Annotated in this window: 19 protein-coding genes and 1 pseudogene; 11 read left to right on the plus strand and 9 right to left on the minus strand. The window is 56.7% G+C overall.

The features are described from left to right. Positions 1-450: 450 nt before the first annotated feature. From ACP7IZ_RS07250 to ACP7IZ_RS07270, 5 genes are all read right to left on the minus strand, one after another. Positions 451-834: a hypothetical protein gene (locus ACP7IZ_RS07250; RefSeq protein WP_426848500.1), complete on the minus strand. Its 384-nt coding sequence runs from the start codon at positions 832-834 to the stop codon at positions 451-453. A 118-nt stretch (positions 835-952) separates the two neighbouring features. Further along, positions 953-1,336 carry a hypothetical protein gene (locus ACP7IZ_RS07255; RefSeq protein WP_426848502.1) on the minus strand — a complete coding sequence of 128 codons (384 nt, stop codon included), beginning with the start codon at positions 1,334-1,336 and terminating at the stop codon, positions 953-955. Beyond that, a complete protein-coding gene (locus tag ACP7IZ_RS07260; protein ID WP_426848503.1) occupies positions 1,305-2,273 on the minus strand; it encodes an RNase A-like domain-containing protein in 969 nt (322 codons plus the stop codon). Before ACP7IZ_RS07260 ends, ACP7IZ_RS07255 begins: the two co-directional genes overlap by 32 nt. A 285-nt stretch (positions 2,274-2,558) precedes the next feature. Then, complete coding sequence (locus ACP7IZ_RS07265; RefSeq protein ID WP_426848504.1) at positions 2,559-2,942, minus strand: hypothetical protein; 384 nt, start codon at positions 2,940-2,942, stop codon at positions 2,559-2,561. Positions 2,943-3,061: 119 nt separating this feature from the next. Further along, complete coding sequence (locus ACP7IZ_RS07270; RefSeq protein ID WP_426848506.1) at positions 3,062-3,445, minus strand: hypothetical protein; 384 nt, start codon at positions 3,443-3,445, stop codon at positions 3,062-3,064. A gap of 548 nt (positions 3,446-3,993) precedes the next feature. Between ACP7IZ_RS07270 and ACP7IZ_RS07275 the strand changes: the two genes are divergently transcribed. From ACP7IZ_RS07275 to ACP7IZ_RS07285, 3 genes are all read left to right on the plus strand, one after another. Continuing rightward, positions 3,994-9,054 (plus strand): alpha-2-macroglobulin family protein, encoded by a 5,061-nt coding sequence (locus ACP7IZ_RS07275; RefSeq protein ID WP_426848508.1) that lies wholly within the window; start codon positions 3,994-3,996, stop codon positions 9,052-9,054. Beyond that, positions 9,051-11,069, plus strand: coding sequence for a penicillin-binding protein 1C (gene pbpC / locus ACP7IZ_RS07280; protein WP_426848509.1), 2,019 nt, complete (start codon positions 9,051-9,053; stop codon positions 11,067-11,069). Before ACP7IZ_RS07275 ends, pbpC begins: the two co-directional genes overlap by 4 nt. Positions 11,070-11,362: 293 nt before the next feature. Beyond that, positions 11,363-12,370, plus strand: coding sequence for an aldo/keto reductase (locus ACP7IZ_RS07285; RefSeq protein ID WP_426848510.1), 1,008 nt, complete (start codon positions 11,363-11,365; stop codon positions 12,368-12,370). Positions 12,371-12,635: 265 nt separating this feature from the next. On the opposite strand, the gene ACP7IZ_RS07290 is transcribed toward ACP7IZ_RS07285, so the two are convergent. After that, positions 12,636-14,129: a PLP-dependent aminotransferase family protein gene (locus ACP7IZ_RS07290; protein WP_426848511.1), complete on the minus strand. Its 1,494-nt coding sequence runs from the start codon at positions 14,127-14,129 to the stop codon at positions 12,636-12,638. Between the two features lie 71 nt (positions 14,130-14,200). On the opposite strand from ACP7IZ_RS07290, the gene ACP7IZ_RS07295 reads away from it, so the two are divergent. From ACP7IZ_RS07295 to ACP7IZ_RS07310, 4 genes are all read left to right on the plus strand, one after another. After that, positions 14,201-14,833: an FMN-binding negative transcriptional regulator gene (locus tag ACP7IZ_RS07295; RefSeq protein ID WP_426848513.1), complete on the plus strand. Its 633-nt coding sequence runs from the start codon at positions 14,201-14,203 to the stop codon at positions 14,831-14,833. A gap of 53 nt (positions 14,834-14,886) precedes the next feature. Further along, positions 14,887-15,459 (plus strand): TetR/AcrR family transcriptional regulator, encoded by a 573-nt coding sequence (locus ACP7IZ_RS07300; RefSeq protein WP_426848514.1) that lies wholly within the window; start codon positions 14,887-14,889, stop codon positions 15,457-15,459. 58 nt (positions 15,460-15,517) lie between these two features. Beyond that, on the plus strand, positions 15,518-16,294 hold the full coding sequence (locus tag ACP7IZ_RS07305) for an SDR family NAD(P)-dependent oxidoreductase (protein ID WP_426848515.1): 777 nt from the start codon (positions 15,518-15,520) through the stop codon (positions 16,292-16,294). Positions 16,295-16,469: 175 nt separating this feature from the next. Then, the gene (locus ACP7IZ_RS07310; RefSeq protein WP_426848517.1) at positions 16,470-17,435 is read left to right on the plus strand and encodes a quinone oxidoreductase family protein; all 966 of its coding nucleotides are present in this window, start codon (positions 16,470-16,472) and stop codon (positions 17,433-17,435) included. A 566-nt stretch (positions 17,436-18,001) separates the two neighbouring features. Here ACP7IZ_RS07310 and ACP7IZ_RS07315 read toward each other — a convergent pair. Then, positions 18,002-18,898: an AraC family transcriptional regulator N-terminal domain-containing protein gene (locus ACP7IZ_RS07315; protein WP_426848518.1), complete on the minus strand. Its 897-nt coding sequence runs from the start codon at positions 18,896-18,898 to the stop codon at positions 18,002-18,004. Positions 18,899-19,118: 220 nt separating this feature from the next. On the opposite strand from ACP7IZ_RS07315, the gene ACP7IZ_RS07320 reads away from it, so the two are divergent. Then, entirely contained in the window at positions 19,119-20,033 is a 915-nt protein-coding gene (locus ACP7IZ_RS07320; protein WP_426848519.1) for an SDR family oxidoreductase, read from the plus strand. Positions 20,034-20,696: 663 nt separating this feature from the next. On the opposite strand, the gene ACP7IZ_RS07325 is transcribed toward ACP7IZ_RS07320, so the two are convergent. After that, positions 20,697-20,843: a hypothetical protein gene (locus ACP7IZ_RS07325; RefSeq protein ID WP_426848520.1), complete on the minus strand. Its 147-nt coding sequence runs from the start codon at positions 20,841-20,843 to the stop codon at positions 20,697-20,699. A gap of 158 nt (positions 20,844-21,001) precedes the next feature. After that, a complete protein-coding gene (locus tag ACP7IZ_RS07330) occupies positions 21,002-21,409 on the minus strand; it encodes an SDR family oxidoreductase (protein WP_426848521.1) in 408 nt (135 codons plus the stop codon). 228 nt (positions 21,410-21,637) lie between these two features. Here ACP7IZ_RS07330 and ACP7IZ_RS07335 point away from each other — a divergent pair, with 228 nt between their 5' ends. The 3 genes and pseudogenes from ACP7IZ_RS07335 to ACP7IZ_RS07345 form a co-directional block, all read left to right on the plus strand. After that, the gene (locus tag ACP7IZ_RS07335; RefSeq protein ID WP_426848522.1) at positions 21,638-21,907 is read left to right on the plus strand and encodes a hypothetical protein; all 270 of its coding nucleotides are present in this window, start codon (positions 21,638-21,640) and stop codon (positions 21,905-21,907) included. Between the two features lie 896 nt (positions 21,908-22,803). Further along, a complete protein-coding gene (locus ACP7IZ_RS07340) occupies positions 22,804-23,994 on the plus strand; it encodes a hypothetical protein (protein WP_426848523.1) in 1,191 nt (396 codons plus the stop codon). 137 nt (positions 23,995-24,131) lie between these two features. After that, positions 24,132-24,246: pseudogene (locus ACP7IZ_RS07345) on the plus strand (IS6 family transposase); the annotation flags it as partial. Positions 24,247-25,449 lie beyond the last annotated feature (1,203 nt).

A 25,449-nucleotide genomic window follows, 5' to 3' on the forward strand; every position in this document is an offset into this window, starting at 1 on the left:
ATCAAAGCTCTGATTGGCTGGTTTGCGATCGGTTTCGTTGCTGATATTCCTGACAATAGATGTCTTGTTGCAGCAAAAACGTTCTTTCCGCCATCAGTCATCAGGGCACGGGTTTCATCGATAGTCACTCCTGATTCTAGATATGGATTGACCAGTAGGTTTGCTTCCAGCTCAACCGCTCCAGTAGGAGTGGACTTGTGCCTGTCTCGGCCCTTTCACCGTCAAGCACGGCACGCTCTGCAACAGCCCGCGGCGCTCAATGTCGCCGGCCAGTCCTTGATCGACAAGCCGGACTTTACGCGCCGGACGTTGGACTGAAACAGCTACACTCACGCCACCCTATTATCGAACGAAAAATGTCGGCAGTGGGGGGAGTGAAAGGCCCGCTTCTGGCAAGTCAACACGTCAAAGCAAGCATCCCTGTATTCGGTGTTAGCGGATGCCGCGATCTTACATGTCGGGGTCAATCTCTCTTCCCGCCCGCACTTCGGGATCATTTTCAAAAGCATCCAGAACGGCTGACCAGAATGCCCGCAGGCTTGGAAAATTGCCCCAGTCGGGTGGTTCTTCAACATCCGCCGTGGGGTCTATACTGAGCACAGCCCAACTGACGCGATCAAGGTCTACATCGCTATACGCCAGTAACGTCCTTAATTCGTTGACTGCCTGCTGTTTGAACGGCAGGAGATGCAGGCTTGGCGCATCTTCAATGGCCTCGAACAGCGTATCGCCAAAAGTATCTGCATCTTCGCCAAACGAGCTGGCGCCCAGATTAGTGAGACGCGGAAACAGGTCGAGAATATCACGAGTGGTACAGTTTAACAGTGTGGACATAATAGGTCATTCCATTGTGTTTTTTTTGACAATTGTAACTTGAATACGCTGCCCAGTCTTACGCTACCGATTGGCTCTCGCGATGACGACCGTTCCCCTCCCTGAGGATACCCCGTCCTTACACGTCGGGGCCAATCTCTTTTCCCGCCCGCACTTCGGGGTCATTTTCAAAAGCATCCAGAACGGCTGACCAGAATACCCGCAGGCTTGGAAAATTGCCCCAGTTGGGTGGTTCTTCAACATCCGCCGTGGGGTCTATACTGAGCACAGCCCAACTGACGCGATCAAGGTCTACATCGCTATACGCCAGTAACGTCCTTAATTCGTTGACTGCCTGCTGCTTGAACGGCAGGCCAGTGCCCCGCGGCGCATCTTCAATGACCTCGAACAGCGTGTCGCCAAAAGTATCTGCATCTTCGCCAAACGAGCTGGCGCCCAGATTAGTGAGACGCGGAAACATGTCGAGAATATCACGAGTGGTACAGTTTAACAGTGTGGACATAATAGCTCATTCCATTGTGTTCTTTTTTGACAATTGTAACTTGAATACGCCGCGCAATCTTGCGCTGCCGATTGGCCCTCTCGATGATGACAGTTCCCCTCCCTGAGGTATATCCGTCAAGGAAGATTTTATTTCCATCTGTGGCGTTCTTGCGCCAACTATCAATCCTAGGGCCGTTATCCTTGAGCACTTTGTGAATGGCACGTTCGGCGTCTTCCTTCGACGTAAAGAATGAAACGATAGGGCGTTTTTCCTTTACAAACCGGCGTTCGATATATTCGTCGGTTGGATCGACGTGCTTTCGCAGCACATGCCCCCCTGCCTTGCGATTATGTGGCGGAGCCTCATGGTGGTCGAGATCGAGCCGCTTCTGTCGATGGGGTGAGAGAAGGTTCCGATCGGTGGGTGGTCTTGGTGGTTGTGGGGAGTAGGTCGAAGGCCGGTGGAAGTGCTCCGTCGTGATATCGGCCTGCCGGAAGGTTAGTCGGCTTGCATTCGCTGAGGCTACGCGAATGGCGCGTGTTGTCGCGAAAGACCCGGCCATATGCAGCAGGCCACTGGGGATCAGGGCGTCCGCAGCCGCACCTGCCAGACCCGCAACTGCGGGGGATGCATGTGCTCTCAGAGCTGCGGCACGGACCGTGCGTTCGGTCCGGGTTTGTGGAGGTGTGCCAGTGTTCCATGCACGCCGTCCAGCGGCCATCATGTCAACACCGTGGGCGGCAAGCGTAATGCCGCCCACTTTGCTGAGCGCCGGTTCAGGGGCGGCTAGAAGACCAGTGGCTCCGGCCATTTCCGCAGCCCCGAAGCCGATCATGGCCAGACCTTCGGCCCGGTTGATTGTTTTCTGGCTTGGCAGGTAGCGCCTGACGATGCTGGCAAGCTGATGTTCGCTCATGACAAATGTCAGGGCGGGATGCTGGTTGGTATTCGACATGATGTGTCCTGAAAACGCAGACACAAAAAAAGCCCGCCGGTGAGGGCGGGCTTGACGTGTCGCACGGGTGATCCGCGCCGTGGCCTATGCCATAGCGCTTTTGGAAGGATCATGATTTTGTGGGAAAGTCCGGGTCAGTGAATATCACTGTTCGAACTGTTCAGTGAATATCACTGTTCGAACTGTATTGAATATGTAGTAAAAACTGCGCGTGGACACCAGATAAAAAAAGCCAACACGTCAAAGCAAGCATCCCTGCATTCGGTGTTAGCGGACACCCCGCTCTTACACGTCGGGGTCAATCTCTCTTCCCGCCCGCACTTCGGGGTCACTTTCAAAAGCGTGCAGAACGGCTGACCAGAATGCCCGCAGGCTTGGAAAATTGCCCCAGTTGGGTGGTTCTTCAACATCCGCTGTGGGGTCTATACCAAGAACAGCCCAACTGACGCGATCGAGGTCTACATCGCTATACGCCAGTAACGTCCTTATTTCGTTGACTGCCTGTTGCTTGAACGGCAGGAGATGCAGGCTTGGCGCATCTTCAATGGCCTCGAACAGCGTGTCGCCAAAAGTATCTGCATCTTCGCCAAACGAGCTGGCGCCCAGATCGGCGAGACGCGGAAACAAGTCGAGAATATCATATTTAGTCAAGTTTAACAGTGTGGACATAATAGCTCATTCCATTGTGTTCTTTTTTGACAATTGTAACTTGAATACGCTGCCCAGTCTTACGCTACCGATTGGCTCTCGCGATGACGACAGTTCCCCTCCTTGAGGATACCCCGTCCTTACACGTCGGGGTCAATCTCTTTTCCCGCCCGCACTTCGGGGTCATTTTCAAAAGCATCCAGAACGGCTGACCAGAATGCCCGCAGGCTTGGAAAATTGCCCCAGTTGGGTGGTTCTTCAACATCCGCCGTGGGGTCTATACCAAGAACAGCCCAACTGACGCGATTGAGGTCTACATCGCTATGGGCCAGTAACGTCCTTAATTCGTTGACTGCCTGCTGTTTGAACGGCAGGCCAGTGCCCCGCGGCGCATCTTCAATGACCTCGAACAGCGTGTCGCCAAAAGTATCTGCATCTTCGCCAAACGAGCTGGCACCCAGATCCGCGAGACGCGGAAACAGGTCGAGAAGATCATATTTAGTCAAGTCTAACAGTTTGGACATAATAGCTCATTCCATTGTGTTCTTTTTTGACAATTGTAACTTGAATACGCCGCGCAGTCTTGCGCTGCCGATTGGCCCTCTCGATGATGACAGTTCCCCTCCCTGAGGTGTATCCGTCAAGGAGGGTTGCATTTCCATCTCTGGCGTTCTTAAGCCAGCCATCAATCCTGAGGCCATTATCGGTGAGCATATCACCCAAAGGACTTGAGCACTTTGTGAATAGCATGTTCGGCGTCTTCCTTCGACCGACGTAAAGAATGCAACAATGGGCTGTCTTTACCTTTATAAACCGGCGTTCGATATATTCGTCGGTTGGATCGGCGTACTTGAGCAAGACATGCCCTCCTGCCTTGCGATTATGTGGCGGAGCCTCATGGTGGTCGAGATTGTTTGAGGCCGTCGCATACGCCAGCCGAGGCCGCACAACATTTTTATGCGGCTATGGACCAAATCCTCATGGCCGCGTAATTTGTAAAACCCAGTCCCCGCCAAATTTTGGGACTGATGACATCGCGTAATCCAGCATAAACTGTTCAGGGTTCAATATATTGTCTCTACGCCTTCTACTTTCTTCCCTGAGCCTTGTTGCCCTTCCGGCTCTGTACTTCGCGCCATGCAGTCGGGCGGCCTCCGCTGACTCCTCGCCTTTCGCGTTCCAGCGCACCTCTCTCGATGCAACGGGCGAACACCCGGAAATCTGCCTGCATTTCAATCAGAACCTGAACGCACGAGAAACATCAATACTGGCCCATTCGGTCCATCTCTCACCAGAAAGCGCCTTCACGCCGCGTGTTGAGAATGACACATTCTGCCTCGGCAATCTTGCCTTCGGGCAGGGTTACACAATGAAGGTCGACCCGGATTTTACTTCCGCCGATGGCCAGAATCTCGCCGCTCCCCTCACGCTCAGCGCCCGTTTTGGGCGTCGTGATGCGCACGTTGGGCTGACAGGAGACGGCTTTATCCTGCCCGGACGCACGACCGGGCATACGCCTGCCCTCGCTATCGAAACTGTTAACGTCTCCACGGTTCGTCTCCACGTCTTTCGGGTCGCTGCATATCAGCAATTTCCCGGCACAGATCATATCGACAGCACACTTCCTGATCTGAGCCAGACCAGTTTTGACCCTTATACGTTCCAGAGCCTGCTGGACACGACCATGCGTGAAATCTGGCATGGCACCATGGCTATCGATCATGCTCCAGACCGATCTGTGACAACTGGTTTCCCGCTGGCAGAGACAATTGGCGCAGGACAGAATGGACTTTATCTGGTGACGGTTGAAGACGCCGCAACGCCGCCCGAAAAAAGCCCCGTAGAAACTGCGCTTAAAGGCGGAAACATCAACGCCGATCTTCTGCAAAGCAAGCCTATTTCTGCCCACTGGGTTAATCTGAGCGATCTTGGCCTGACCATGCTGCGGGGTGAAGACGGGCTGACAGTTAGCGCCCGCTCCCTGATGAGCGGACAGCCTACTCCTGATGTCACGCTGACATTGCGCGCCCGTGATGGCGGCACTCTGGCAACAGTTACAACGGATGCGAGTGGCCTCGGGCATTTTGATGCCCCCCTGCTCCGTGGCACCATGGCAGACCGCTCATCGGTCCTGCTGGCCAGCAAGGGAGAGGATTTCGGCTTTCTGCATCTTGACCGGCAATGGTTCGATTTTTCAGAACAGCATCTGGAAGGTGCCGTCAGCCCCTTCCAGGGGAGTAGTCGCGCACTCGTGCAGCCTGACCGCGGCATCTATCGTCCCGGTGAGAGTGTGCATCTCCTCACTCTTCTGCGTGACCGGGCAGGACAGGCTATTCCAGACGCGCACCCGGTTCTTGTTCTTTACCGTCCCGATATGATGGAAGAACGGCGCATTCCGCTTACAGGTGCGGCAGAGGGCGGCTACGCCACCACCCTGCCCCTGAGCGCCAGCGCACCTACGGGCCTGTGGCGGGCGGATATTCTGCTCGACCCTTCCCTGCCCGCCATCGGTTCGGCCCGTTTTAGCGTTCAGGATTTTGTACCACCTAGTATCGAAGCCAGTTTCAAGCCACCAGCCTCCGCAATTGCCGGACAGGACGTTGTGATTGATGCCTCGGCACGTTTTCTGTACGGCGCGCCCGGTGCGGGCCTTAAAAGTGATAGTTCCTACAAACTTGTTGCCACAACCGATCCGATCCCTGACCACACAGGCTGGGCTTTCGGGTTTGAGAACGAGGAGACACCATCAGCCAGCGGTGACATCACCGCGCCTCTAACCGATCAGGAAGGCCAGACGCAGCTGATCTTTACGCCGGATATTCCTCAGGGCCTTACCCGGCCGCTCGCCCTTGACATACGTGCCGGTTTTCTTGACCCCATGGGGCGGCGCGTGGGTGAGCACTTTACAATTCCCGTCCGCCGCACCGCACCGCTGATCGGCCTCCATGTCGCGACAGATGCCTCCTCCAGCATGGGCAGTGCTGTTATCCCCATTGATCTTGCAAGTTTTGCGCCTGACAACAGCCCGGTTGCCATCGGCAAAATTCACTGGACCTTATCACGCGTCAACCGGATCTATAACTGGTCCTACACACCCGACAATGGCTGGACCTTCAGCAGCCACACTGTGGACGTGCCCATGCGCTCGGGCGATCTTGCAACAAATGCCAAAGGTACAGCGCGGATCACCCCCACGCTGGACTGGGGCGAATATCGCCTGAGTGCCGTCCCCAGCGACAGTGACGGCGTAACAGGCAGTTCACTCCGCTTTCAGGTCGGCTGGGGTGGCAGCGGTAATGCCAGCACACCGGACCATTTGCCGCTTAGCGTGCGCGATACCCATATTGCGCCAGGCGGCAGCACGGTCATCCACATTGGCGGCGGTTTTCCCGGGCAGGCGCAGATAACGCTTGCAACAGACCGTGTGCTGAACACACGTTTTGTAGACGTTCCGAAAGAAGGGCTGGACGTACCCGTAACCGCCGCACCGGACTGGCATTCCGGCGCCTATGCGCTGGTCACACTCTATCGGCCCCTCAACAGCCCCTCCGGCCTGCGCCCACATGACCCTGTGCGGGCAGTTGGCGTCACATGGATTGGTGTCAATCAGGACGCACATCGGCTGAACGTAGCGCTTGATGCACCCGGCACCGTCACGCCGCGCCATCGCATCACCATTCCCGTGACAGTTCAGGCCAGTCAGGGTCTCCCGATGGGGCATGTGCAGGTCGCGGTGTCTGCGGTCGATCAGGGTATTCTCAACCTCACGCATTTCACGCCGATCAACCTGTTTGATGCCCTGTACGGTCGCCCCCGTCTTGGGCTGGACATGCTGGACAACTACGGGTCTCTTTTGCTGAGCGATGCAAAAAATGGTCGGATCCGGTCTGGGGGGGATGCCGCGTCAAACGACAGCAGCGCAGACGGCCCGCCCGTGCGGACAACGGAAAGCGTCGCGCTGTTCGATGGCCCTGTCGCACTCGACAGCACCGGGCATGGCACTCTCTCATTCGATGTGCCGGATTTTGACGGCCAGCTTCACCTGATGGCCTCAGCCTGGAGCAAAGATGCCGTTGGCAACGCGCAGGCAGATATCACAGCACGAGACCCGGTTTTCCCCGATCTGGGATTGCCACGGTTCCTCGCCCCGGGGGATACGGCACAGGCACAAGTCTCCATTATCAATGTTGATGCGCCATCAGCACCTTACGAGGTCCAGATCACCACGGATGGGCCGCTCCGTGTTCTCGGCTCCGGCACACTCAGCGCCCCCGTCAAACCCGGTGGGCGCGCTGACCTGCGTGTTGCGCTGGCCGCCACTCCAACCCTGCCGGGCCGCACTGCCATTGCGCATATCCATCTCACATTGCGCCGATCCGGCTCATCAAAAGCGCTGCTGACGCGAAGCTGGCCCATCGGCATCAGGCTGGCGCATGTTCCGCTTACCGTCAGCCGGACTGCACCGCTCCCACCCGGTAGCCACAAGACATGGGACCGCGCGCAACTTGCGGGCTTCAACCCGGCAGATGCGCGGATAACCCTCAACATTTCCGCATCGGACGGCCTTGATACAGTCGGGTTGCAAGAATCCCTGCAATCCAGCATGTGGGGGGATTCTGATACACTGGCGGCTCAGGCCCGTGCGCTGCTGCAACAAGCCAGCCCAGCCCCCTCCGAGATTCACGACCACAGAGACACTCCGGGCAAGTCCATCCAGTCAGCCATCAATACGCTTTTTGATCGCCAGAACCCCTCAGGTGAGATTGGGCAGTGGAACCGCTCCGATGGCCTCAGCCTTTCCGACGATCTGGACTATCTTGCAGATTTCCTGATCCGGGCAAAAGCCGCTGGCTACACCGTGCCAGAGGACCGGCTCGGCCTGCTACTCGACCATATTGAAAGCGAGCAACTCCAGTCTCAGAGCGTCTATGATGAAGATCATGACAGCGAAAGACAGGCAGAACTGCTGAATACACGCGCCTACGCGGCGTACGTGCTGGCCCGTGCTGGTCGCCTCCACCCAGATGCAATCCACACTCTCGCGGCATCGCTCGTCGCGCGGCAGGATGGTACCCGCGTCAACTATGTCTGGGCTGATACGGCAGACTCCAATACACAGGCCTATCCTCTGGCCCTTGGGCACCTCGCTGTTGCACTCGCGATGGACGATGCCCCGGAGGACAACAGCACAACATCACCAGAAGCATTGCTGGACGCAGCCATCTCGGCACTCGGGCCGACCCGCACCGGAAAGCCGGATTTGTGGGATTACAGATACTGGACCTACGTGCGCGATCTGGCCGGGCTTGCTGCCCTGACAGCCGAAGCGCATGACGACCGGCGCACCCACCTGCTCATTGAGCGGTTTGGCAAGCTGACTCTGTCGCCTGATATGCTGACAACCGCAACCAAAACGGCGCTGCTCGAAGCTGCCAGCGCTCTGAACAAGGATACTGACGGGCGAAGTGTGCGTGTGCAGGGGCGCTCCAACGCCACACCGCTTCGCCTGCCGCTTACCTATCCGTTTGATTCCGCCGCACTCGAAAAGGGTCTTCAGGTCGAAAATACCGGCAGGAAGATGCTGTTCAGCACCCTGACTGTGCAAGGCGAGCCAGCCGGGAATATCAAACCTCTCACCAACGGACTGACACTGTCCATGCAGGGCTTTACCCTGACAGGCGAGCCGTTTGACCTGACACACATGCAACAGAATGACCGGTTTATCGTCAGCCTTAAAGGCACGGCCCTCCACCCCGGTCAGTATCTGGTGGGCATCACCAGCCTGCTTCCTGCCGGATGGGAAATCGAGAGCATTGTCTCTCCTGAGGACGCCGCATCTGACGAGCATGACTGGGACAACACTGAAAACGACAGCACACAGCCCCCCTACGCTTTTCTGGGTACACTCAGCAACACCGAACATGCTGCCGCGCTGGATGATCGCTTCAGTGCTGCGGTGCGCTTCACGACGCAGTCTCCAGATCTTGCAACGCGGAGTTTCCATGTCGCCTATATCGTCCGCGCTATTACGCCAGGCCGCTTCACTCTGCCAGAAGCGATTGTCAGCGCACAGCGTCTTCCAAGCCTGATGGCACGCACGGCATCGGGGACTGTTGAGATCACCGCACATTGAAAGCTTCTGCCCACCGCATCAGAAACTGTACACTCGGCCTGCTGCTTACCAGCCTCATTCCGGCTGGTCTGCTGGTGGCCGACCGTTTTAATCCACCAGACCTGTATCGGGCCGAGCAAGCTGCCCTTCTTGTTCAAGCCCGTGACCATACGCTGCTTGATGGCCATACAAGCCGCGATGGCTTCTGGCGTTTGCCGGTTGAAAGCCAGGATGTTGACCCGACCTACATCACACTCCTGATGATGACGGAAGACCACCGCTTTGAAAGCCATCCGGGGGTTGATCCGCAGGCCCTTGCGCGCGCCATCTGGCAACTGGCCCGGCGTGGTCATATTGTCTCGGGTGGTTCCACACTGGCCATGCAGACAAGCCGCCTCCTGACCCCGCACCGCCATACATGGGGCGGCAAGCTGCGCGATATCCTGCGCGCCCTCCAGCTTGAATGGCGTTTCGGGCGCCGGGGTGTCTTGAACCTTTACCTCACACTGGCGCCTGAAGGCACGAATATCGAAGGTATCCGTGCGGCATCCCTGCTCTATTTCGGGCATGAGCCCAGACATCTGACACCCACCGAGGCCGCGTTTCTTGTGACTTTACCGCGGCGGCCCGCCGCACTCCGCCCGGACCGCCATCCTGACGCCTTGCTGAACGCTGCACACCGCACACTGCAACGCGCCACTTCATTACGGCCTGTTGCATGGCCAACACCAGACATACGCGGCGTACCGCATGATGCCCCTGAACTCGCCGGTCATTTTCTCAGCGCAGGGCGCAACGGCGTGGTGGTGACAACGCTTGATGCAAGGCTCCAGCGCAACGTACGGCAGGCGCTTGCCAGCCACCCTGCCCCGCTGCGTGGAACATTTGCAGCACTGATTGTCGATCATGAACGGCAGATCGTTGCATGGGTTGGAGGGGCCGAGCATAAGGCGCCGGGCAATGCGATAGATGCTGTTTTGGCGCCCCGCTCCCCCGGCTCCACACTCAAGCCGTTTGTCTATGGCATGGCGTTCGAAAAAGGCTGGATGACACCCCACACACGTGTGCGCGATAGCCGACTTGCCATTGGCGGCTATGCCCCCAGGGATTTTGACCACGCTTTCCGGGGTGAAACCACTGTGAGTGAAGCCCTTCAACTTTCACTCAATGTGCCTGCCATTCAGGCACTGGAGCGGGTTGGCCCCTCCCGGTTCATGGACCGCCTCTCCGCCTGCGGTGTGCGGTTGCGACTGCCAAAAAACCCGGATGGCACACAAAGTGCACCGAGCCTCGCGATCGTTCTCGGGGGAGCTGGCATCTCACTTCATGACCTGACAATGCTGTACGCGGCACTCAATCATGATGGCCGCGTCGCCCCCCTGCATCGTGAATTGACAGGTCTGAAACCGGCAGGCCCTACGCCCGAGACGGTCCTGCTGTCCAGCAGAGCAAATGCCGACATTCGTACAATCCTGCGGGGCACCGCTCCACCGGCTGGCGTAGCATCATGGGAAGGAGTTGCCTTCAAGACAGGCACATCCTATGGCAATCGTGACGGATGGGCGATGGCCTCCACCCCTCAGGCAACAGTTGGTGTCTGGGCCGGACGCCCAGACGGCACCGCCTCTCCTGGTCTGACAGGACGGGATACGGCAGGGCCAGTGCTGGCAGCTCTCCTCTCTCTGCTTTCTTCGCCCCCACATGCATCAGCCCCGCCAGCCAGTGCCCAACCTCATCGTGCTGTTGCAATCCTGTCACCTGCTCTGCGCACTCTGCAACAACGGCAGGCACCGCAGATCATCTTTCCGCGCAATCATTCCGAAATTGAAAGCCGTTCTTCTGAGGGTACGATGCTTCCCATCGGGCTGGAAGGCTCAGGCGGCCATCCGCCTTATCATTGGTATATCAATGGCATTCCGCTGGATGTGCCGCCCGGTGCGCAACCTTCCTGGACGCCCGATGCTCCTGGCTTTGCCCACATCACGCTTGCGGATGCGCAAAACGCCCATGCGACTATTGATATTCGTGTACGGTAAAATGAAACCCTCTTGCGCTATCAATTTATTTTATAACAGGTTTTCCATTTTCCAGTCAATCAGCCTGATGTGAGCTAACATCGCTCACGACAATGTCGCAGGTTTTAGAGCAGTCGGGTTTGCGGACGCGGATAACAAGAACTATTGCCGGGCGACTATCGCCTGTACGCTTGTTCCATCAAACGGACAATTCGTTCCGTTCCAAAGGACGAAAAACTGCACGGAAGAGAGGTTATCGAAAGATAGCCTGTGTGGTAGGGTTCTGCTTCAGAAAACAGGGATTTTTCTTAAGCATGAAATTGCGGCAACTTGGTAAGAGCGGCCCTCAGGTATCCGAAATCGGTCTTGGGTGTATGAGCATGTCCGGCATGTATGGTCCGGCTGATCGGAAAGAAAGCATCGCTACCATCCATGCCGCGCTGGACGCCGGGATCACGCTTCTTGATACCGGCGATTTCTACGGCATGGGCCATAACGAGATGCTGATCGGTGAGGCGATCAGGGATATTCCGCGCGACAGATTCCTCGTCAGCGTCAAATTTGGTGCGATGCGCGACCCGGGTGGCAACTGGGGTTCCTACGATGCACGGCCGGCTGCCATGAAGAACTTCCTCGCCTATACCCTGCAACGGCTCGGGCTGGATCATGTTGACATCTACCGGCCTGCACGGCTGGACCCGGCAGTGCCTATTGAAGAGACGATTGGCGCCATTGCCGAGATGGTTCAGGCTGGTTATGTCCGGCATATCGGTCTTTCGGAAGTTGGCCCGGAAACCATCCGGCGCGCGGCTTCCGTCCATCCGATCAGCGACCTTCAGATTGAATATTCGCTGATTTCGCGTGGCATTGAAGACAAAATTCTTCCTGCCTGTCGTGAACTCGGCATCGGCATAACAGCCTATGGCGTGCTCGCGCGTGGTCTGATCAGTGGGCACTGGCAAGGAGCGAAGGGACCGGGGGATTTTCGGGTTCGTAGTCCCCGCTTTCAGGAAGGCAATGTTGAGCGCAATCTGGCCCTTGTGGAGACATTGCGCGAAATTGCAGCATCCAAGGGCGCAAGCGTGGCCCAGTTGGCAATTGCCTGGGTGGCCGCACAGGGTAACGATATTGTCCCACTTGTAGGAGCCCGCCGGCGCGATCGGCTCTCCGAGGCGCTGGGTGCGCTTGATCTTGCACTAACACCCGACGATCTGGCGGCTATCGAGCAGGCTGTTCCCAAAGGGGCGGCGGCCGGGGAACGCTACGATGCGAAACAGATGGCAGTGCTAGACAGTGAGAAATCGGGGTTCAGGGAGGGTTAGGAGTAAAAGAGAGCCGGTGCGCGGGTATCTGGGCGCCCGCCCCTTATCTTTACCTCTATCACTGGCGGTGCACTTCAGCTTTTTTCAAATTGGCAGATACAGACACTTACGTCCGGTTTTTGGAATTTAGTATGAGGCTTCCAGTGCCCGTCATGAGGGCGACTGCCGCCTGTCTGTTGCAAGTTCATTGAGGCGGCGGGGGCCCTCAAAGCCAAGAACTTTGCTGATGGAAGTCGCGATCTCGACGAAAGACGCTTCGCCATTTTCAGTGTAGAAGCAGGAGGCTGACTACCTCGGCCAATATCCCGACACCCAGCCTGATCTGGTGGACGTCCAGCGCTGCATATCCCATGACCAGCCCCGCACAGGCCGGGGCGTCTTCCGGCCGTGCGGGATCATAAAGCGGCGACACCGGATAAAGGCCGATCCCCTTCTGGCGGCCGCGCGCAACCAGTTCGGCTTCCACTGTCGCGGGCAGGTCGCGCAGCCAGACCACGACATGCAGCCCGGCATGCGCGCCCTCGATTGCGATTCGCGCGCCAAAAGCCTGTTCCAGAGCATCCAGCAGGCAGCGGCGACGTTCGCTGCTGCGCCTGCGAACACGCCGGATATGCCGTTCATACAGCCCTCTTTCCAGCAGAGACGCGAGGGCGTCCTGCTCAACCGTTGGCGTATGCCGGTCCGCAAGCTGCTTGGCAGCGGTAAAGACCGGCTTCAGACCGGACGGCACGATAAGATAGCCAATGCGCAGGGACGGCGAGAGGGTTTTCGACACCGTCCCGGCATAGATGACGCGGCCTGTTTCGCTCCCAAGGCCATACAAAGGCGGCACAGGCTTGATGTCGTAGCGATACTCGCCGTCATAATCGTCTTCCACCACATAGGCTCCGGTCGCCCTGGCCCATGCGAGCAACTGTTGACGTCGGGCAACCGGCATGACACCGCCAAGGGGAAACTGGTGGGAAGGCGTCACGTAGGCAAGACGGGCATGCGTGTGGGCCAAAAGGCCCGTATCAAGGCCGTCTTCGCGAGCGGAAACGGCAACCGACACCGCCCCGGTCGCCGCGAATGCCTGCCGAGCCATCTGGTAGCAGGGATTTTCCACGACAAACCTGTCCGCAGGATCAAGCAGAATGCGCGCGCACAGATCAAGACCCTGTTGCGAGCCGCTGACGATGATGATCTGTTCCGTGTCGCAGCGGATGCCGCGCGCACTCCACAGATAGGCTTGCAGCGCCGTGCGCAGCCGTAGCGAGCCTTCCGGACGGCCATAGGTCAGCCGGTCTGGCCGATGCGACGCGGCGGCCGAGAGTGCACGCTTCCACAGCAGGGTCGGGAAATCCGCCGTGCACAGGTCGCCATAGCGGAAGTCGATGACCGGCTCCTGGCCGAGTGATGCAGGGGAGGCCCTGTCCGCCAGCATTTTCATCCGTTCGCCATAGGCGGACAGCCGATGCCGGGACCGGGGACGTACGTTTCCCGCACCTTCAGCCGAAACCGGCAGAAGCGACGCAACCCGCGTTGGCGCGCCCTGACGGCTCTCAAGGAAGCCCTCGGCCAGAAGCTGCTCGTAGGCCGATGTCACAGTCGAACGCGCCACCCCCAGTTCGGTCGCAAGCGCGCGGGTAGAAGGTATGGCCGCACCGGGCTGATACAGCCCCTCCCCGATCTGCGCCTTCAGCGCCTCGTAGATCCGCCGCCCGCCCAGCCGCCTTGTGCGGGATGGCTTCGGATCGGCATCGTCGGACTGGACTGTCATTATTTATCGGAACTGGACGTTAAGAATGGTCCAGTCTCGCGCTACTTTTTGGAAAAGCCAAGGAGTAATCCATGTACGTTCCATCCGCTTTTCGAGAAGATGACCCTGATACGCTTTGCGCGATCATCCGCAACGCCCGTCTGGCGCAGTTTGTCACCGCGACGGCCCGGGGGCCGATCGCAACACCGCTGCCGATGTTTCTTGACCCGGATAAGGGCGAGCACGGGGTGCTTTACGGGCATCTCGCCAGGCCCAACCGTCAATGGCAGGAGCCCGTGCTCGGCGAGGCACTGGCGATCTTCATGGGCGCGGACGCTTATGTCAGCGCTGGCTGGTATCCCTCAAAGCAGGTCAACCACAAGGTCGTCCCGACCTGGGATTACGAAGCCGTGCAGGCATTCGGTCCGGTGGAGTTCTTCAGCGATGCGAGCCGCCTGCTCAATATCGTCACGCGGCTGACAGACCGGCACGAAGCGCACCAGAAAACGCCGTGGCATGTCACGGATGCGCCGGATTCCTTCATTCAGGGACAGCTCAAGGGCATCGTCGGGCTGCGCCTGCCGATCACCCGGCTGGTGGGCAAGCGCAAGATGAGCCAGAACCGTTCGGCCGAGGATCGGGCGGGCGTCGCCCGTGGGCTGGCGGAAAGCAGCGATCCGCTGGATCGTGTGGTCGCCAGCATGATTCCGCTGGATGGCGAATAAGATCGTGCCTTCTATTCTTGACATATCGTTCCAGAACGCCGATATGTCAGCACATGGCAAGACCCAAGGCATTTGACCGGGATGCGGCTCTGGCCGCAGCAACGAAGACTTTCGCGACCTACGGGTTCGAAGGGACTTCGACCGCATTACTCGTCAAAAGCATGGGGATCGGCCGTCAGAGCCTGTACGACACTTTCGGGGACAAGCATGCGCTGTATCTTGAAGCGCTGCAGCACTACTGTTTTGATAGTGTAGGACAGATCGCGGCAGCACTCCAGTCGACCGGTTCCCCTCTGGCCGGAATTGAAGCCGCCCTGCTGGGATTTGCAGCTCGCATTCAGGATGACACCATGTGCCTTGGCGTAGGCTCAATATGCGAATTTGGCCGACGCGACCGGGAAGTGGCCGCAATCGGCAAGTCGTCTGCCGCGAGCCTGCAGAACATTTTTGCCGCAACAATCCAGCGCGGCAAGGATCTTGGCGAAATCCCGGCGGAGATCGACCCGAAGGACGCCGCACGGTTCATCAACGCGACGTTCATCGGGCTGAAAGTCATGGCACGCGGGGGCGCGACACGCGACAACTTGCGCGCCACCGCACAGATGGCCCTGCGCTGTCTTGGCTAGGGAGAAAGCTCTCCCCCTTTTTTTGTTCTTTATTTGACTATTCGTTCCAGAAAACTGAATGAACGGTCAGCAGATTGACCAGGAGTTTCCAGCAATGAGCCTTTCACTGACCGGAAAAGTTGCTTTTGTTACGGGCGGATCGCGCGGCATCGGTGCTGCCATTGTCCGTCGCCTCGTGACAGATGGCGCGGCCGTGGCCTTCACCTATGCCGCCTCAGCCGATGAAGCCAACAAGGTTGCATCCGAAGTCACCGCTGCCGGGGGCAAGGCCCTCGCCATCAAGGCGGACAATACCAATGCCGATGAAATCAAGGCTGCCGTGTCGCGTACGGTCGCGGAACTGGGCGGCCTCGATATTCTGGTGAACAACGCCGGCATCGTGCTCGGTGGACCGGTGGACGAGTTCGCGCTCGACACCTTTGACAGGATGTTCGCCGTCAATGTGCGCGGCACCTTCGTCGCGATTCAGGCAGCCGTCCCGCATATGAAGGAAGGCGGCCGGATCATCAACAACAGCAGCGTGGTTGCGCATTACACCGCGTTCCCCGGCTCCTTCGCCTACGCGATGACCAAGGGGGCCGTCAGCTCCATGACGCGCGCCATTGCCCGCGATCTCGGGCCGCGCGGAATCACGATCAACGCGATCGAGCCCGGCCCGACCGAAACCGACAACATCAGGAACGACGCGATGCGCGCCATGCTGCGTCCCCGCATGGCGCTCGGCCGCCTGGGGTCGGATACGGAAGTCGCGAGCTTCGTGGCCTATCTCGCCAGCCCTGAATCCAGCTTCATCACGGGCTCCCTGCTGACGATCGACGGCGGTTACTCCGCCTGATCCCGGCCGACCGGAACCCTTCCCAGCAAAGGACAGTCCAGATGTCAGATGCAGGAGAAACAGTCCGGCAGTTCGTCGCATCCTGCTAAAAGAGGGATGCGGACCTGCTCGGGACATTCTTTGACGACGCCATTACTCATATCCCTTTTGACTAACCATTCCAAGGAAGACTGACATGCACGCTATCGTAATGCGCGAACCCGGTGGCCCCGACGTTCTCGAACTGGTCGAAAGGCCCGACCCGGTGCCGGGTCCCGGCGAGGTTCTGGTCGATGTGGCCGCAGCCGGTGTGAACTTCATGGATACCGGCGTCCGGCGCGGGATGTTCTGGACGGAAGCCGATCCGAAGATCCTCGGCGTCGAGGGCGCGGGCCGCGTCCTGTCTGTCGGCGAAGGTGTCGAGGACTTCCGGCCGGGCGAGCGCGTGGCCTGGGTTTATTCTCCCGGAAGCTATGCCAGTCGCGCCATCGTTCCGGCGGCGGCCCTTGTGCCCGTTCCCGATGCGATTGACGACCGGACAGCCGCATCCGTCATGATGCAGGGCCTGACGGCCAGCCATTTCGCGACGGATTTCTACCCCGTCCAGCCGGGAGAGTTTGCCCTCGTCCACGCGGCAGCGGGCGGGCTCGGCCTGCTGCTGACGCAAATCATCAAGATCCGGGGCGGCAAGGTCATCGGCCGGGTGTCCGCGCAGGAGAAGGTCGAGATCGCGCGTCAGGCTGGTGCCGATCATGTCATCGTGGAGGCTGGCGGCCATTTCGCCGAAGAAGTCGTGCGCCTGGCCGACGGCGAAGGCGTGCATGTCGCCTATGACGGCACAGGCCCCGTGACGTGGAAAGCATCGCTCGATGCCCTGCGTCGTTGCGGCACGCTCTGCTGGTTCGGCCCGGTGCTTGGCGGCCCCGGCCCGATCGAGATCACCAGCATCCCGAAGAGCATCAAGATCGGCTACGCGGTTTTCATGGACCATGTTCATACGCCGGATCTGCTCCGTGCCCATTCGGCGCAACTCTTCAACTGGATCATTGAAGGCAGGCTGAAGATCCACATCGGCGGCACCTACCCGCTGGCCGACGCCGCCCGCGCCCATGCCGACATGGAAAGCCGCAAGACGACCGGGAAGCTCCTGCTAATTCCGTAAAAAATGGAGAAGCCGGGATTATTCAGGGATGCGGAGTAGAGCGTTCCTGAATGCTTCTTTGCGTTATATCAGGTCACGTTATGGGATCTGTGATTCTAAGTCGGAATACCCTGATCGTAAGAAAACGGATACTATGACCATTTCATACTGCGTCATGCAGTTCATCGGAGCAAACAGGAAAGAACTGTCAAATCCATGTCAGCGTTTGGTGCACTGAAACAAAGCATCGAAGAGATTATCCTACTCGTAGTGGGGCAACATCTTCCTTATCTCCCGCACCTTTTTTGGGAAAAGGCGTATGATAATCGATGGCCTTTTGCCGAGGATCGCATAAGAAGGCTGCGTCCGAAAATCATGCTCGCCACGGTGACGAATGTCCTGCAGATAGGCCAATCATCACAGCATGGTAGATATCTGGCCTGACTATAAGAATGGGCCAGAATTCGCCCGTCAACGTTGGCTTGACGAACATGTCGCTAAAAGGCGTAATGTTTTGAATAAAGGCGTCTGCTACCTTTCTGCCAAATTTATTCGGTGGACAGAGCCTCACACACGATCCTGCATGATCAGATGATAAAGGACCGAAGTTCCATCACGTCGCGTTTGGGTGCTGTCCCGAACCTGCGGACATAGTCCCGACTAAACTGCGAGGGGCTTTCGTAACCAACTTCAAACGCCGCGTGCGAGACGTTGACGTCCTCTGATACCATCAGGCGGCGCGCCTCAAGCAGACGCAACTGTTTTTGATACTGGAGCGGCGTCATAGACGTCAGTGTCTTGAAATGCTGATGGAAAGACGAGAGACTCATGCCTGCCGCGGCGGCAAGATGTTCGATCCTTACCGGTTTCGTAAAGTTGGCGCGCAGCAGATGAATGGCCTCTGCAACCCGTTGCATGTGACTGTCGGGCAGAACGAGTTTACAGATCTCGCCCGCATGAGGCCCTGTTAACAGCCAGAAACAGATTTCCCGCATGATCGCAGGCCAGAGGATCGGGGGCGCCGCAGGATTATCGAGCAGTCGTATAAGCCGTCGGATGCAATCCGCCAGATCTTCAGACAGGTCGGCGACGAAGACCCCGATACCCTGATCATTCGAGGGAACGGGCGACTGAGCGAGTTCCGACATGACCTCACGCAGGATACCTGCGTCCAGATCCAGGGTGATGCCGATATAGGGATATTCAGGGCTTGCTTCCGTCACACGGCCAAGAGCGGGTATTTCGATGCTGACCAGCAGGAACGCCATGGCCCCATACTCGAAAATGGCATCGCCAAACTCTACCGCCTTCGCGCCCTGAAGGGTAATGCAGAGCGACGGTTTGTAGACCATGCTACTCGGCGGCGTCTTTTCGCTCAGTCTGATGATATTCAGACCGTCAAACAACGTCGTGCAAAGCCCATTCGCGCCACAACCCTGCGCGTCCAGATAGCAGGTTACAGCTCTGGCGAGAGATGAAGACATGCCTTGCTCCGGCCCAAATTCCAACGGCTCCAATCTACACCCTGCGCATGGCCTGAGCCAGACCATTGCAGGATCGGGCAAGAAATTTGGCAGTTCGGGCATTCGTCCTCCCGACAGGCACAGCTAAATATCAAGCATCAGCCCAGATCGATGGCGAGCGTCATCGGACTATCGACCATCACTCCCCAAAGCGAATTTGTTGCTTTTACAGGAACCGAATATGAGAAAATGGACGACATCAAACATTCCAGACATACGTGGCCGTTCATTCGTCGTGACCGGGACTGGCGGCCTTGGGTTTGAGGATGCGCTGGCGCTCGCACATGCTGGCGCAACGGTCATTCTTGCCGGACGAAATCCAGCCAAGGGCTCGGACGCCATCGCACGGATAAAAAGAGAGACCCCCGAGGCAACCGTCAGCTTTGAGGCTCTTGATCTGGCTGATCTTGCGTCAATTGCCGCGTTTGGCGAACGTCTACGTAGCCAACACGACCATCTCGACGTGCTTATCAACAATGCTGGCGTGATGATGCCACCCACACGCAAAGTGACCTCAGATGGTTTCGAACTTCAGTTCGGAACCAATTATCTTGGACATTTCGCCCTCACCGCGCATCTGCTGCCCCTGCTTCGCAAGGGGGACCATCCGCGCGTTGTAACACTCTCCAGCATTGCAGCGCGTGACGGTCGGATCGCGTTTGATGATCTTCAGGCAATACGTAATTATAAGCCCATGCCGGTCTACAGCCAGTCCAAGCTGGCTTGCCTGATGTTTGCGTTGGAACTTCAGCGTCGCAGCGAAGCAGGAAATTGGGGGATCACCAGCATCGCAGCCCATCCCGGCATTTCGCGTACGGATCTGCTTCCGAACGGGGCTGGGGCTTCGAGCATATTGGGCCTTGCGCGGCGGATATTGTGGTTTCTCTTCCAGCCGGCCGCCCAGGGCGCACTCCCGACACTTTTCGCCGCGACGTCATCGGAGGCAAAAGGTGGCTGCTATTATGGCCCCGACAGGCTGAGCGAGACGCGGGGGTATCCCACCGCTGCCAAAATACCCCCCGCCGCACTCGACCGGCAGGATGCTGCCCGCCTGTGGGATATCTCCGAACAGCTTACTCATGTGCAATTCGGGTAAGCAGCATGCACGAGACTTTGCTACTTATGCGCTCGGGCAAATCATTTTTGGCTTGACTGGCGTGTGGTTGACATGGCGCGCGCCAGAACTTCCTGGTGAATGGTCGGCCATTATCCTTAGTTTGGCAGTCGCTGTCGGCTGGCTCGCAATCGGCTTCGTTTTTATGGAGTATTGGCAACCGAGGATAGCTGTCGCGGCATTTGGTATCCTGATCATTGCTGCCGCCATGACAGCCCGGTCCAGTCCGTAACGCAGAAGAAAGGGGTGATCCAGGATGCCAGTCGAGAACCCGCATGTTGAGAAGAAGCAATCCCTAGTTGTCTCGACCGGTGCAAACAGAGCGTTGAGACCACAATAGAAGGCTGTTGCTAGATCAGGATTTTTAATGGCATCCGGAAGATGACGGTAGCTGCGGGGCAGATGGCCGAAAGAGAAGGTATGGGCCCACGCGAAGCGAAAGCATCACGACAGAGAGCACCGCGTGGCGGCGGGGTGTTATCCTTTTTCACCTAGAGAGGCTGCCGTACGGTGCGCTTTGAGATGCGTGCTGTCGATCATGAGGCATTCTGGAACACCGGTCTGCGCTGCCAGAGTTGTGAAAATCTCCTTGAAAACGCCGCGCCTGCTCCAGCGGAGAAACCGGTTGTAGAGGGGGACGTGTCATCAGAACCCTGTGGGTGTATCTTTCCACTGCAAGTCGTTACGAATCTCATACATGATCCCGCTGATGACCCGACGGTCATCCACACGGGGTAATAATGGCTGCAGAACCTTCATCTGCTCACGGCTCAGCATCCGCAGTCTGCTCATTCCAATTCTCCATAGAGAATTGGAATCACATCAGGATCATGTCGTAAAGAGATCTGACCCTAACCCAAAAGCCGTGCCGCTTGATAGCTTGTATTGGTCGGCTATTAATCACAATAGCCCGGTATAAGACTGACATTCCCAATCTTGCTCCCGACATATCAAGCCAAAAAGCCTCCATCAACGGCAATATGTGCGCCGTTGATGTAAGATGCCTCATCGGACAAAAGAAAAGCGACGGCAGTCGCAATTTCGCGCCCAGTGCCTACTCGGCCCATCGGAATTCCATTATCGACTACCTTTTGTGTTCCTTCCGGGTGAGCTTGCGTCATTTCAGTGTCGATCACTCCTGGTTGAAGCTCGTTCACCCGTAAGCCCTTGCCGTCCACACAACTGGTCGATCCGGGCGGCCAGGTCCAATCTGGGCAAGACCCGTCCCTGACCGGACGTGTGTCAAACGCTGGCGAGAGCGTAATGGCCGCGACGACAGGAAGGGAAACAGGAGAGCGTATCTGATTTTTGCCGAGTAAAAGACCGCAATAGAAAAGAAAAAAATGCAGCAATTCCATATGGATCCGAAGGGTGCATATGAAATTGCGGTAGCGTGCCCTCACACACGCAAAAGCCAGGACACGCAGGGAAAAGGAAAAATGGCTGCTTCCTGCCGTTTTTCAGGAGTCATGACGCCAATGACACTTTGCATGACACCCGTCATGATGGCAGAGATGGCAGTTCCGGACAGTGTCACTCGATGCGTGACACCTTCCCGACTGATGTCATGACGGTGTCATCACTCCATGAAGAGAAAATTTACGGGAAATTTCATGTACACTAAACATGCCCTGCTCAATGCGGCCTTCATCACCTTTTCCAAAACGCTGCTGCTCAAGGGCAGCGAGACCGTCAGCCGCTTTGGCAAGATCATCCACTCCTACACCATGCAGCAGGCTGTCTCGGACGACAAAGCCCTGCGTGATTTTATTGATTACGTTATCCTGGATGAACGGTGCCATCTGAAGAAGCATAAAATCATAGCCCAGCATTCTGGTCACTTCTGGAACGCGTGATGCCGTAATGAGAGCACCATAAGGCAAGGCTGCACAGAATGGTGGAAGTGATGCTACACAAATAGTGCGCTTTGACCGCGATGGGGGGAGAACGGAATATCTGCTTTGGGACTATCTCATGGGAAATTCGACATCGTTATGAGCACAATTGACCTCAATTCAGAGCGTAATCCGATCAGTCTGACTCATATCCCGCAGTGGTAAAACAGGTGCTGGACTACCTTGGGTAGATGTCATTAATGACGGCGCATACGGCATCTCGTAGGATTTCGACAGTGCGCGGTGCTGCTCGTCTGAGCCATGCCTTTCATTAGCCTCAGTTGATCAGTGAAGACTTGGAGTTTCGTGCCCGGTCTGCCGCGATCCGGTGTGTCCATACCGGTCGCATCGTCTTTTTTTGCAGCCAAGGACGCGCTGTCCATGCAGGCCCGGTTTCGGGCATTGTGACCAGACTTATGAAGATGGAGCAGCAGCGCTTGATGTAGGTCACCTCAGACGTCGGCGGCATGCAAATCGTGCAGCCGACGCCAGCAGGTAACGCCTGAACCACAGCCTATCTCGCACCGCAGCATCTGGGGATACCTGTGACCAGCGCGAACAGGATCCCCGTCAGCGCCGCGCGGTGGCGCAGACACTTGGTCTGCCACCTTTCAGACGGGTAGGAACGACAGGCAACAGCTGTACTATCACTGCCCACAGATCATCGGAGACAAAGAGGAGCCATGCAACCTCATCCAACGTTCAAGTGCGTCGTACTAAGTTTTGAAAGGCAGTCTGCAGTCTAAGGTGATATTCTTGCTCTGCACGGAGCATGCACGGGAGAGGATTGTGAAAGGCGTGGTGATTCCACAGCTTTTCATACTAACGGACTTGCCCTCTATGACTGGAGAAAACGGATGTGGGCGTACGTAGATGAGACCGGCAACACGCTGAACAATCTCTTTGACAAAAATCAGTCACTGTATTCCACAGCAGCGTTTATCACGAAAACCAACTTCGATCTCGTTGCAAAAGGGAGCATCGCTACCATTGCCAAGAAGGTCGGCGTGGATGCATTGCATGCGAACGTCCTCGGTGTAGCCAAGATCGAGCAGATTGCCCCCGACCTTCTTAAGCTCCTGAAAAAGACCGACTGCCGCTTCTTCGTCTCACGCGTGGAAAAGAAGTATCTCGCTGCCTGTAAGGTGGTCGACGTCTATTTTGACCAGGGTGAGAACAAGGCGGTGCCGTGGTCGGCGTATTGGGTTCGCCCCCTGCGCCTTATGATGACATTCAAGATGGCAAATTTTGTCATCACGCCAGAAATTGCGGCGCTCGTCTGGAACTGTATGACAGCTAAGAGCGAGTTCACTTCGAAGAAGTATTTCGTCCAAGCTGCAGAAATGATGCTGCACAATGTCCAGTTCGTGCCCGACGCGCGTAGCCGCAAGATCATCGCTGACGCGCTTGGGTGGGCGATCGAAAACCCGGAGGAGTTCTATACCCAGATGCCAGAGAAGGCTTTACGGTATCAGCACTCGCCAAATTTCGTAGCGTTCACGAACCTTCTGGACGGTTTGCAGAATGCCTCGGAGCGCTGGAAAAGACCCATACGCGAGATCGTCCACGACGCGCAGGCTGAAGTCGAGCAGGTGTTCGCGACCTGGCATGCGACCGTATCGAAGCCTGAACTTGCAAATGCAGAGACACTTTCATGGCCAGGCGAAAGTAAGCCCTTTATGATTCAGAAGGTGACCGGGAGCACGTTCCGTACTGCCACCGAAGAAGAGAGCGCAGGTCTACAGGTGATCGATGTCGTTCTGTGGTGCTTCATGCGTATCTTTAGTGGGAAAGAAATCGGACCGGAAGCTGCAAAGCTAGTGAACTGGGTCATGCATCGCGCTTACCAACATGACTTCTCGTTTGAAGGTGTTGGCAGACAAGCCGAGACTGAGATCGGAAAAATTATGAATGCCGACATGACTGAGGAGCAGTTTGCGAAAGGGCACAAGCTGCGCGCGGACATGGAAGCACAGCGTCAGGCGCTGGTCGCCACCCATTCCACCCGGAAGGCTGGGGAGCTTACTGAGGATGTGAGCCGACCGTAAATAATCGCGGCAGGTCAGCGCTTCAACTGAGAGGTGAAACTTCTGACCACCACCGAGGCGCTGTTGCAAAATTGGCCCCCTATGCCTGAAATCGCTGTCTGTTTTGGCACAGGGTGCAGTAAATGAGCGATTTGTAGGTGCGGCATCTACGGGGCGAGGTGATCCTGTGTGCGGTACGTTGGTATTGCTGCTATTGGGATTAGCTATCGTGGCCTTGAGACCGTTCTGTACGAACGCGGCGTGAGCGTAGACTGAACCGCGCCGAGATCGGCGGAGCATCGGGCTCGCACATTGGCCCACCACGTCAGCTTTCCGTAACCGTAGGCGCACTCTTCTATGCTCGGGTTGTAGGCAACTATCGCCTGTTTGCTCCCACAATGTAGAACAGACAGGCAGTTCAGGGGGGGCGGAAGGTCTGGTATGGGGGCAGGCGACCAAGAAAGCGGATACGAAGTCGCTAGCCTGACAAGTCAACAAGAACGTTTCGCTTCATAACGCATCATGTGGTGTCGAGGTCGATTCATCTGGTTTGCACAAAATCCAGATTTTTACATTATTTATAGAATACCTTCTTCAAGTCGAACACGAAGTGTCTCGACCTGTTTTTTCAGAAGTTCGTGACCAAAGTTAATATAGTTTGTGAGTAATTGTGCGTAGTGATCAGGCGAAACTGGTTCAGGCTTGGCGCCGCTCAGTTTGGCATTGTGTTGAAGTCTAATTATGCTCGAATATTCTTTTTCAATGTCCAGTAAGAGCTCCAGTGCGCTTTGAGAAATGAGAGGGGACACTCGTAGGATAGAAGATCTACAATCGCTGAAGCACTCTTCAATAAGTCGGAGGTAATCTGCGCTATCCGCTTTGCTTAGATCTATAATCGGATTATAATTTATGTATTCGTCCATGATTTTTTGCAGCGCGTAATTCAAATATGCGGCCCTGACCTTCCCGGATTCCATTGAACGGGAGAATCTGAAGCCTATCAATGCCACAGCCAGAGTCGTGATGAGACTGATCACAGAAGTTAGGAGCGGTAGGTAAGTCACTGGAAAAAGTTGCATACTGAGTGTTCCAAGTCTTTAAAACGCAATATCGCATGAAGAAGCTGTGGGCATCTCGGATGCGCAACGGCCTTAATGGACGAAAGTCCAAATTTATGCGCCGTAGTATCCAAAAAGTCCGAGCAATGATCTAGCTATTGAAGAAGTCTGTAAACTACATATGTCGATTCAAAGACACATTCACCTCAGCAGTTGGCAGACTCATGAACCGTAGATTCTCACGTATATCATCCCGAAAGTAGTCAGTCTGCTCGCGATCCCCGTCAGCTTAGGAAACAGTCCATCAAACGGCGTCAGGTTTCTGAAAGCCTAGAACAAGATCAAATAGGCGACTGCCGACTATCTGCTCCTGTATCACTGAACAGGTAGCCGGTTTGGAGGGGAAGCGGAATGTCTG

Source organism: Acetobacter sp. AAB5, assembly GCF_050106715.1.
GTDB lineage: Bacteria > Pseudomonadota > Alphaproteobacteria > Acetobacterales > Acetobacteraceae > Acetobacter > Acetobacter oryzifermentans.

Excerpts from the sequence above, each read along its gene's own strand:
- ACP7IZ_RS07250 (WP_426848500.1), bottom strand. The coding sequence starts at position 834 with ATGTCCACACTGTTAAACTGTACCACTCGTGATATTCTCGACCTGTTT.
- ACP7IZ_RS07255 (WP_426848502.1), bottom strand. The coding sequence starts at position 1,336 with ATGTCCACACTGTTAAACTGTACCACTCGTGATATTCTCGACATGTTT.
- ACP7IZ_RS07260 (WP_426848503.1), bottom strand. The coding sequence starts at position 2,273 with ATGTCGAATACCAACCAGCATCCCGCCCTGACATTTGTCATGAGCGAA.
- ACP7IZ_RS07265 (WP_426848504.1), bottom strand. The coding sequence starts at position 2,942 with ATGTCCACACTGTTAAACTTGACTAAATATGATATTCTCGACTTGTTT.
- ACP7IZ_RS07270 (WP_426848506.1), bottom strand. The coding sequence starts at position 3,445 with ATGTCCAAACTGTTAGACTTGACTAAATATGATCTTCTCGACCTGTTT.
- ACP7IZ_RS07285 (WP_426848510.1), top strand. The coding sequence starts at position 11,363 with ATGAAATTGCGGCAACTTGGTAAGAGCGGCCCTCAGGTATCCGAAATC.
- ACP7IZ_RS07290 (WP_426848511.1), bottom strand. The coding sequence starts at position 14,129 with ATGACAGTCCAGTCCGACGATGCCGATCCGAAGCCATCCCGCACAAGG.
- ACP7IZ_RS07295 (WP_426848513.1), top strand. The coding sequence starts at position 14,201 with ATGTACGTTCCATCCGCTTTTCGAGAAGATGACCCTGATACGCTTTGC.
- ACP7IZ_RS07300 (WP_426848514.1), top strand. The coding sequence starts at position 14,887 with ATGGCAAGACCCAAGGCATTTGACCGGGATGCGGCTCTGGCCGCAGCA.
- ACP7IZ_RS07305 (WP_426848515.1), top strand. The coding sequence starts at position 15,518 with ATGAACGGTCAGCAGATTGACCAGGAGTTTCCAGCAATGAGCCTTTCA.
- ACP7IZ_RS07310 (WP_426848517.1), top strand. The coding sequence starts at position 16,470 with ATGCACGCTATCGTAATGCGCGAACCCGGTGGCCCCGACGTTCTCGAA.
- ACP7IZ_RS07315 (WP_426848518.1), bottom strand. The coding sequence starts at position 18,898 with ATGTCTTCATCTCTCGCCAGAGCTGTAACCTGCTATCTGGACGCGCAG.
- ACP7IZ_RS07320 (WP_426848519.1), top strand. The coding sequence starts at position 19,119 with ATGAGAAAATGGACGACATCAAACATTCCAGACATACGTGGCCGTTCA.
- ACP7IZ_RS07325 (WP_426848520.1), bottom strand. The coding sequence starts at position 20,843 with ATGAGCAGACTGCGGATGCTGAGCCGTGAGCAGATGAAGGTTCTGCAG.
- ACP7IZ_RS07330 (WP_426848521.1), bottom strand. The coding sequence starts at position 21,409 with ATGGAATTGCTGCATTTTTTTCTTTTCTATTGCGGTCTTTTACTCGGC.
- ACP7IZ_RS07335 (WP_426848522.1), top strand. The coding sequence starts at position 21,638 with ATGAAGAGAAAATTTACGGGAAATTTCATGTACACTAAACATGCCCTG.
- ACP7IZ_RS07340 (WP_426848523.1), top strand. The coding sequence starts at position 22,804 with ATGTGGGCGTACGTAGATGAGACCGGCAACACGCTGAACAATCTCTTT.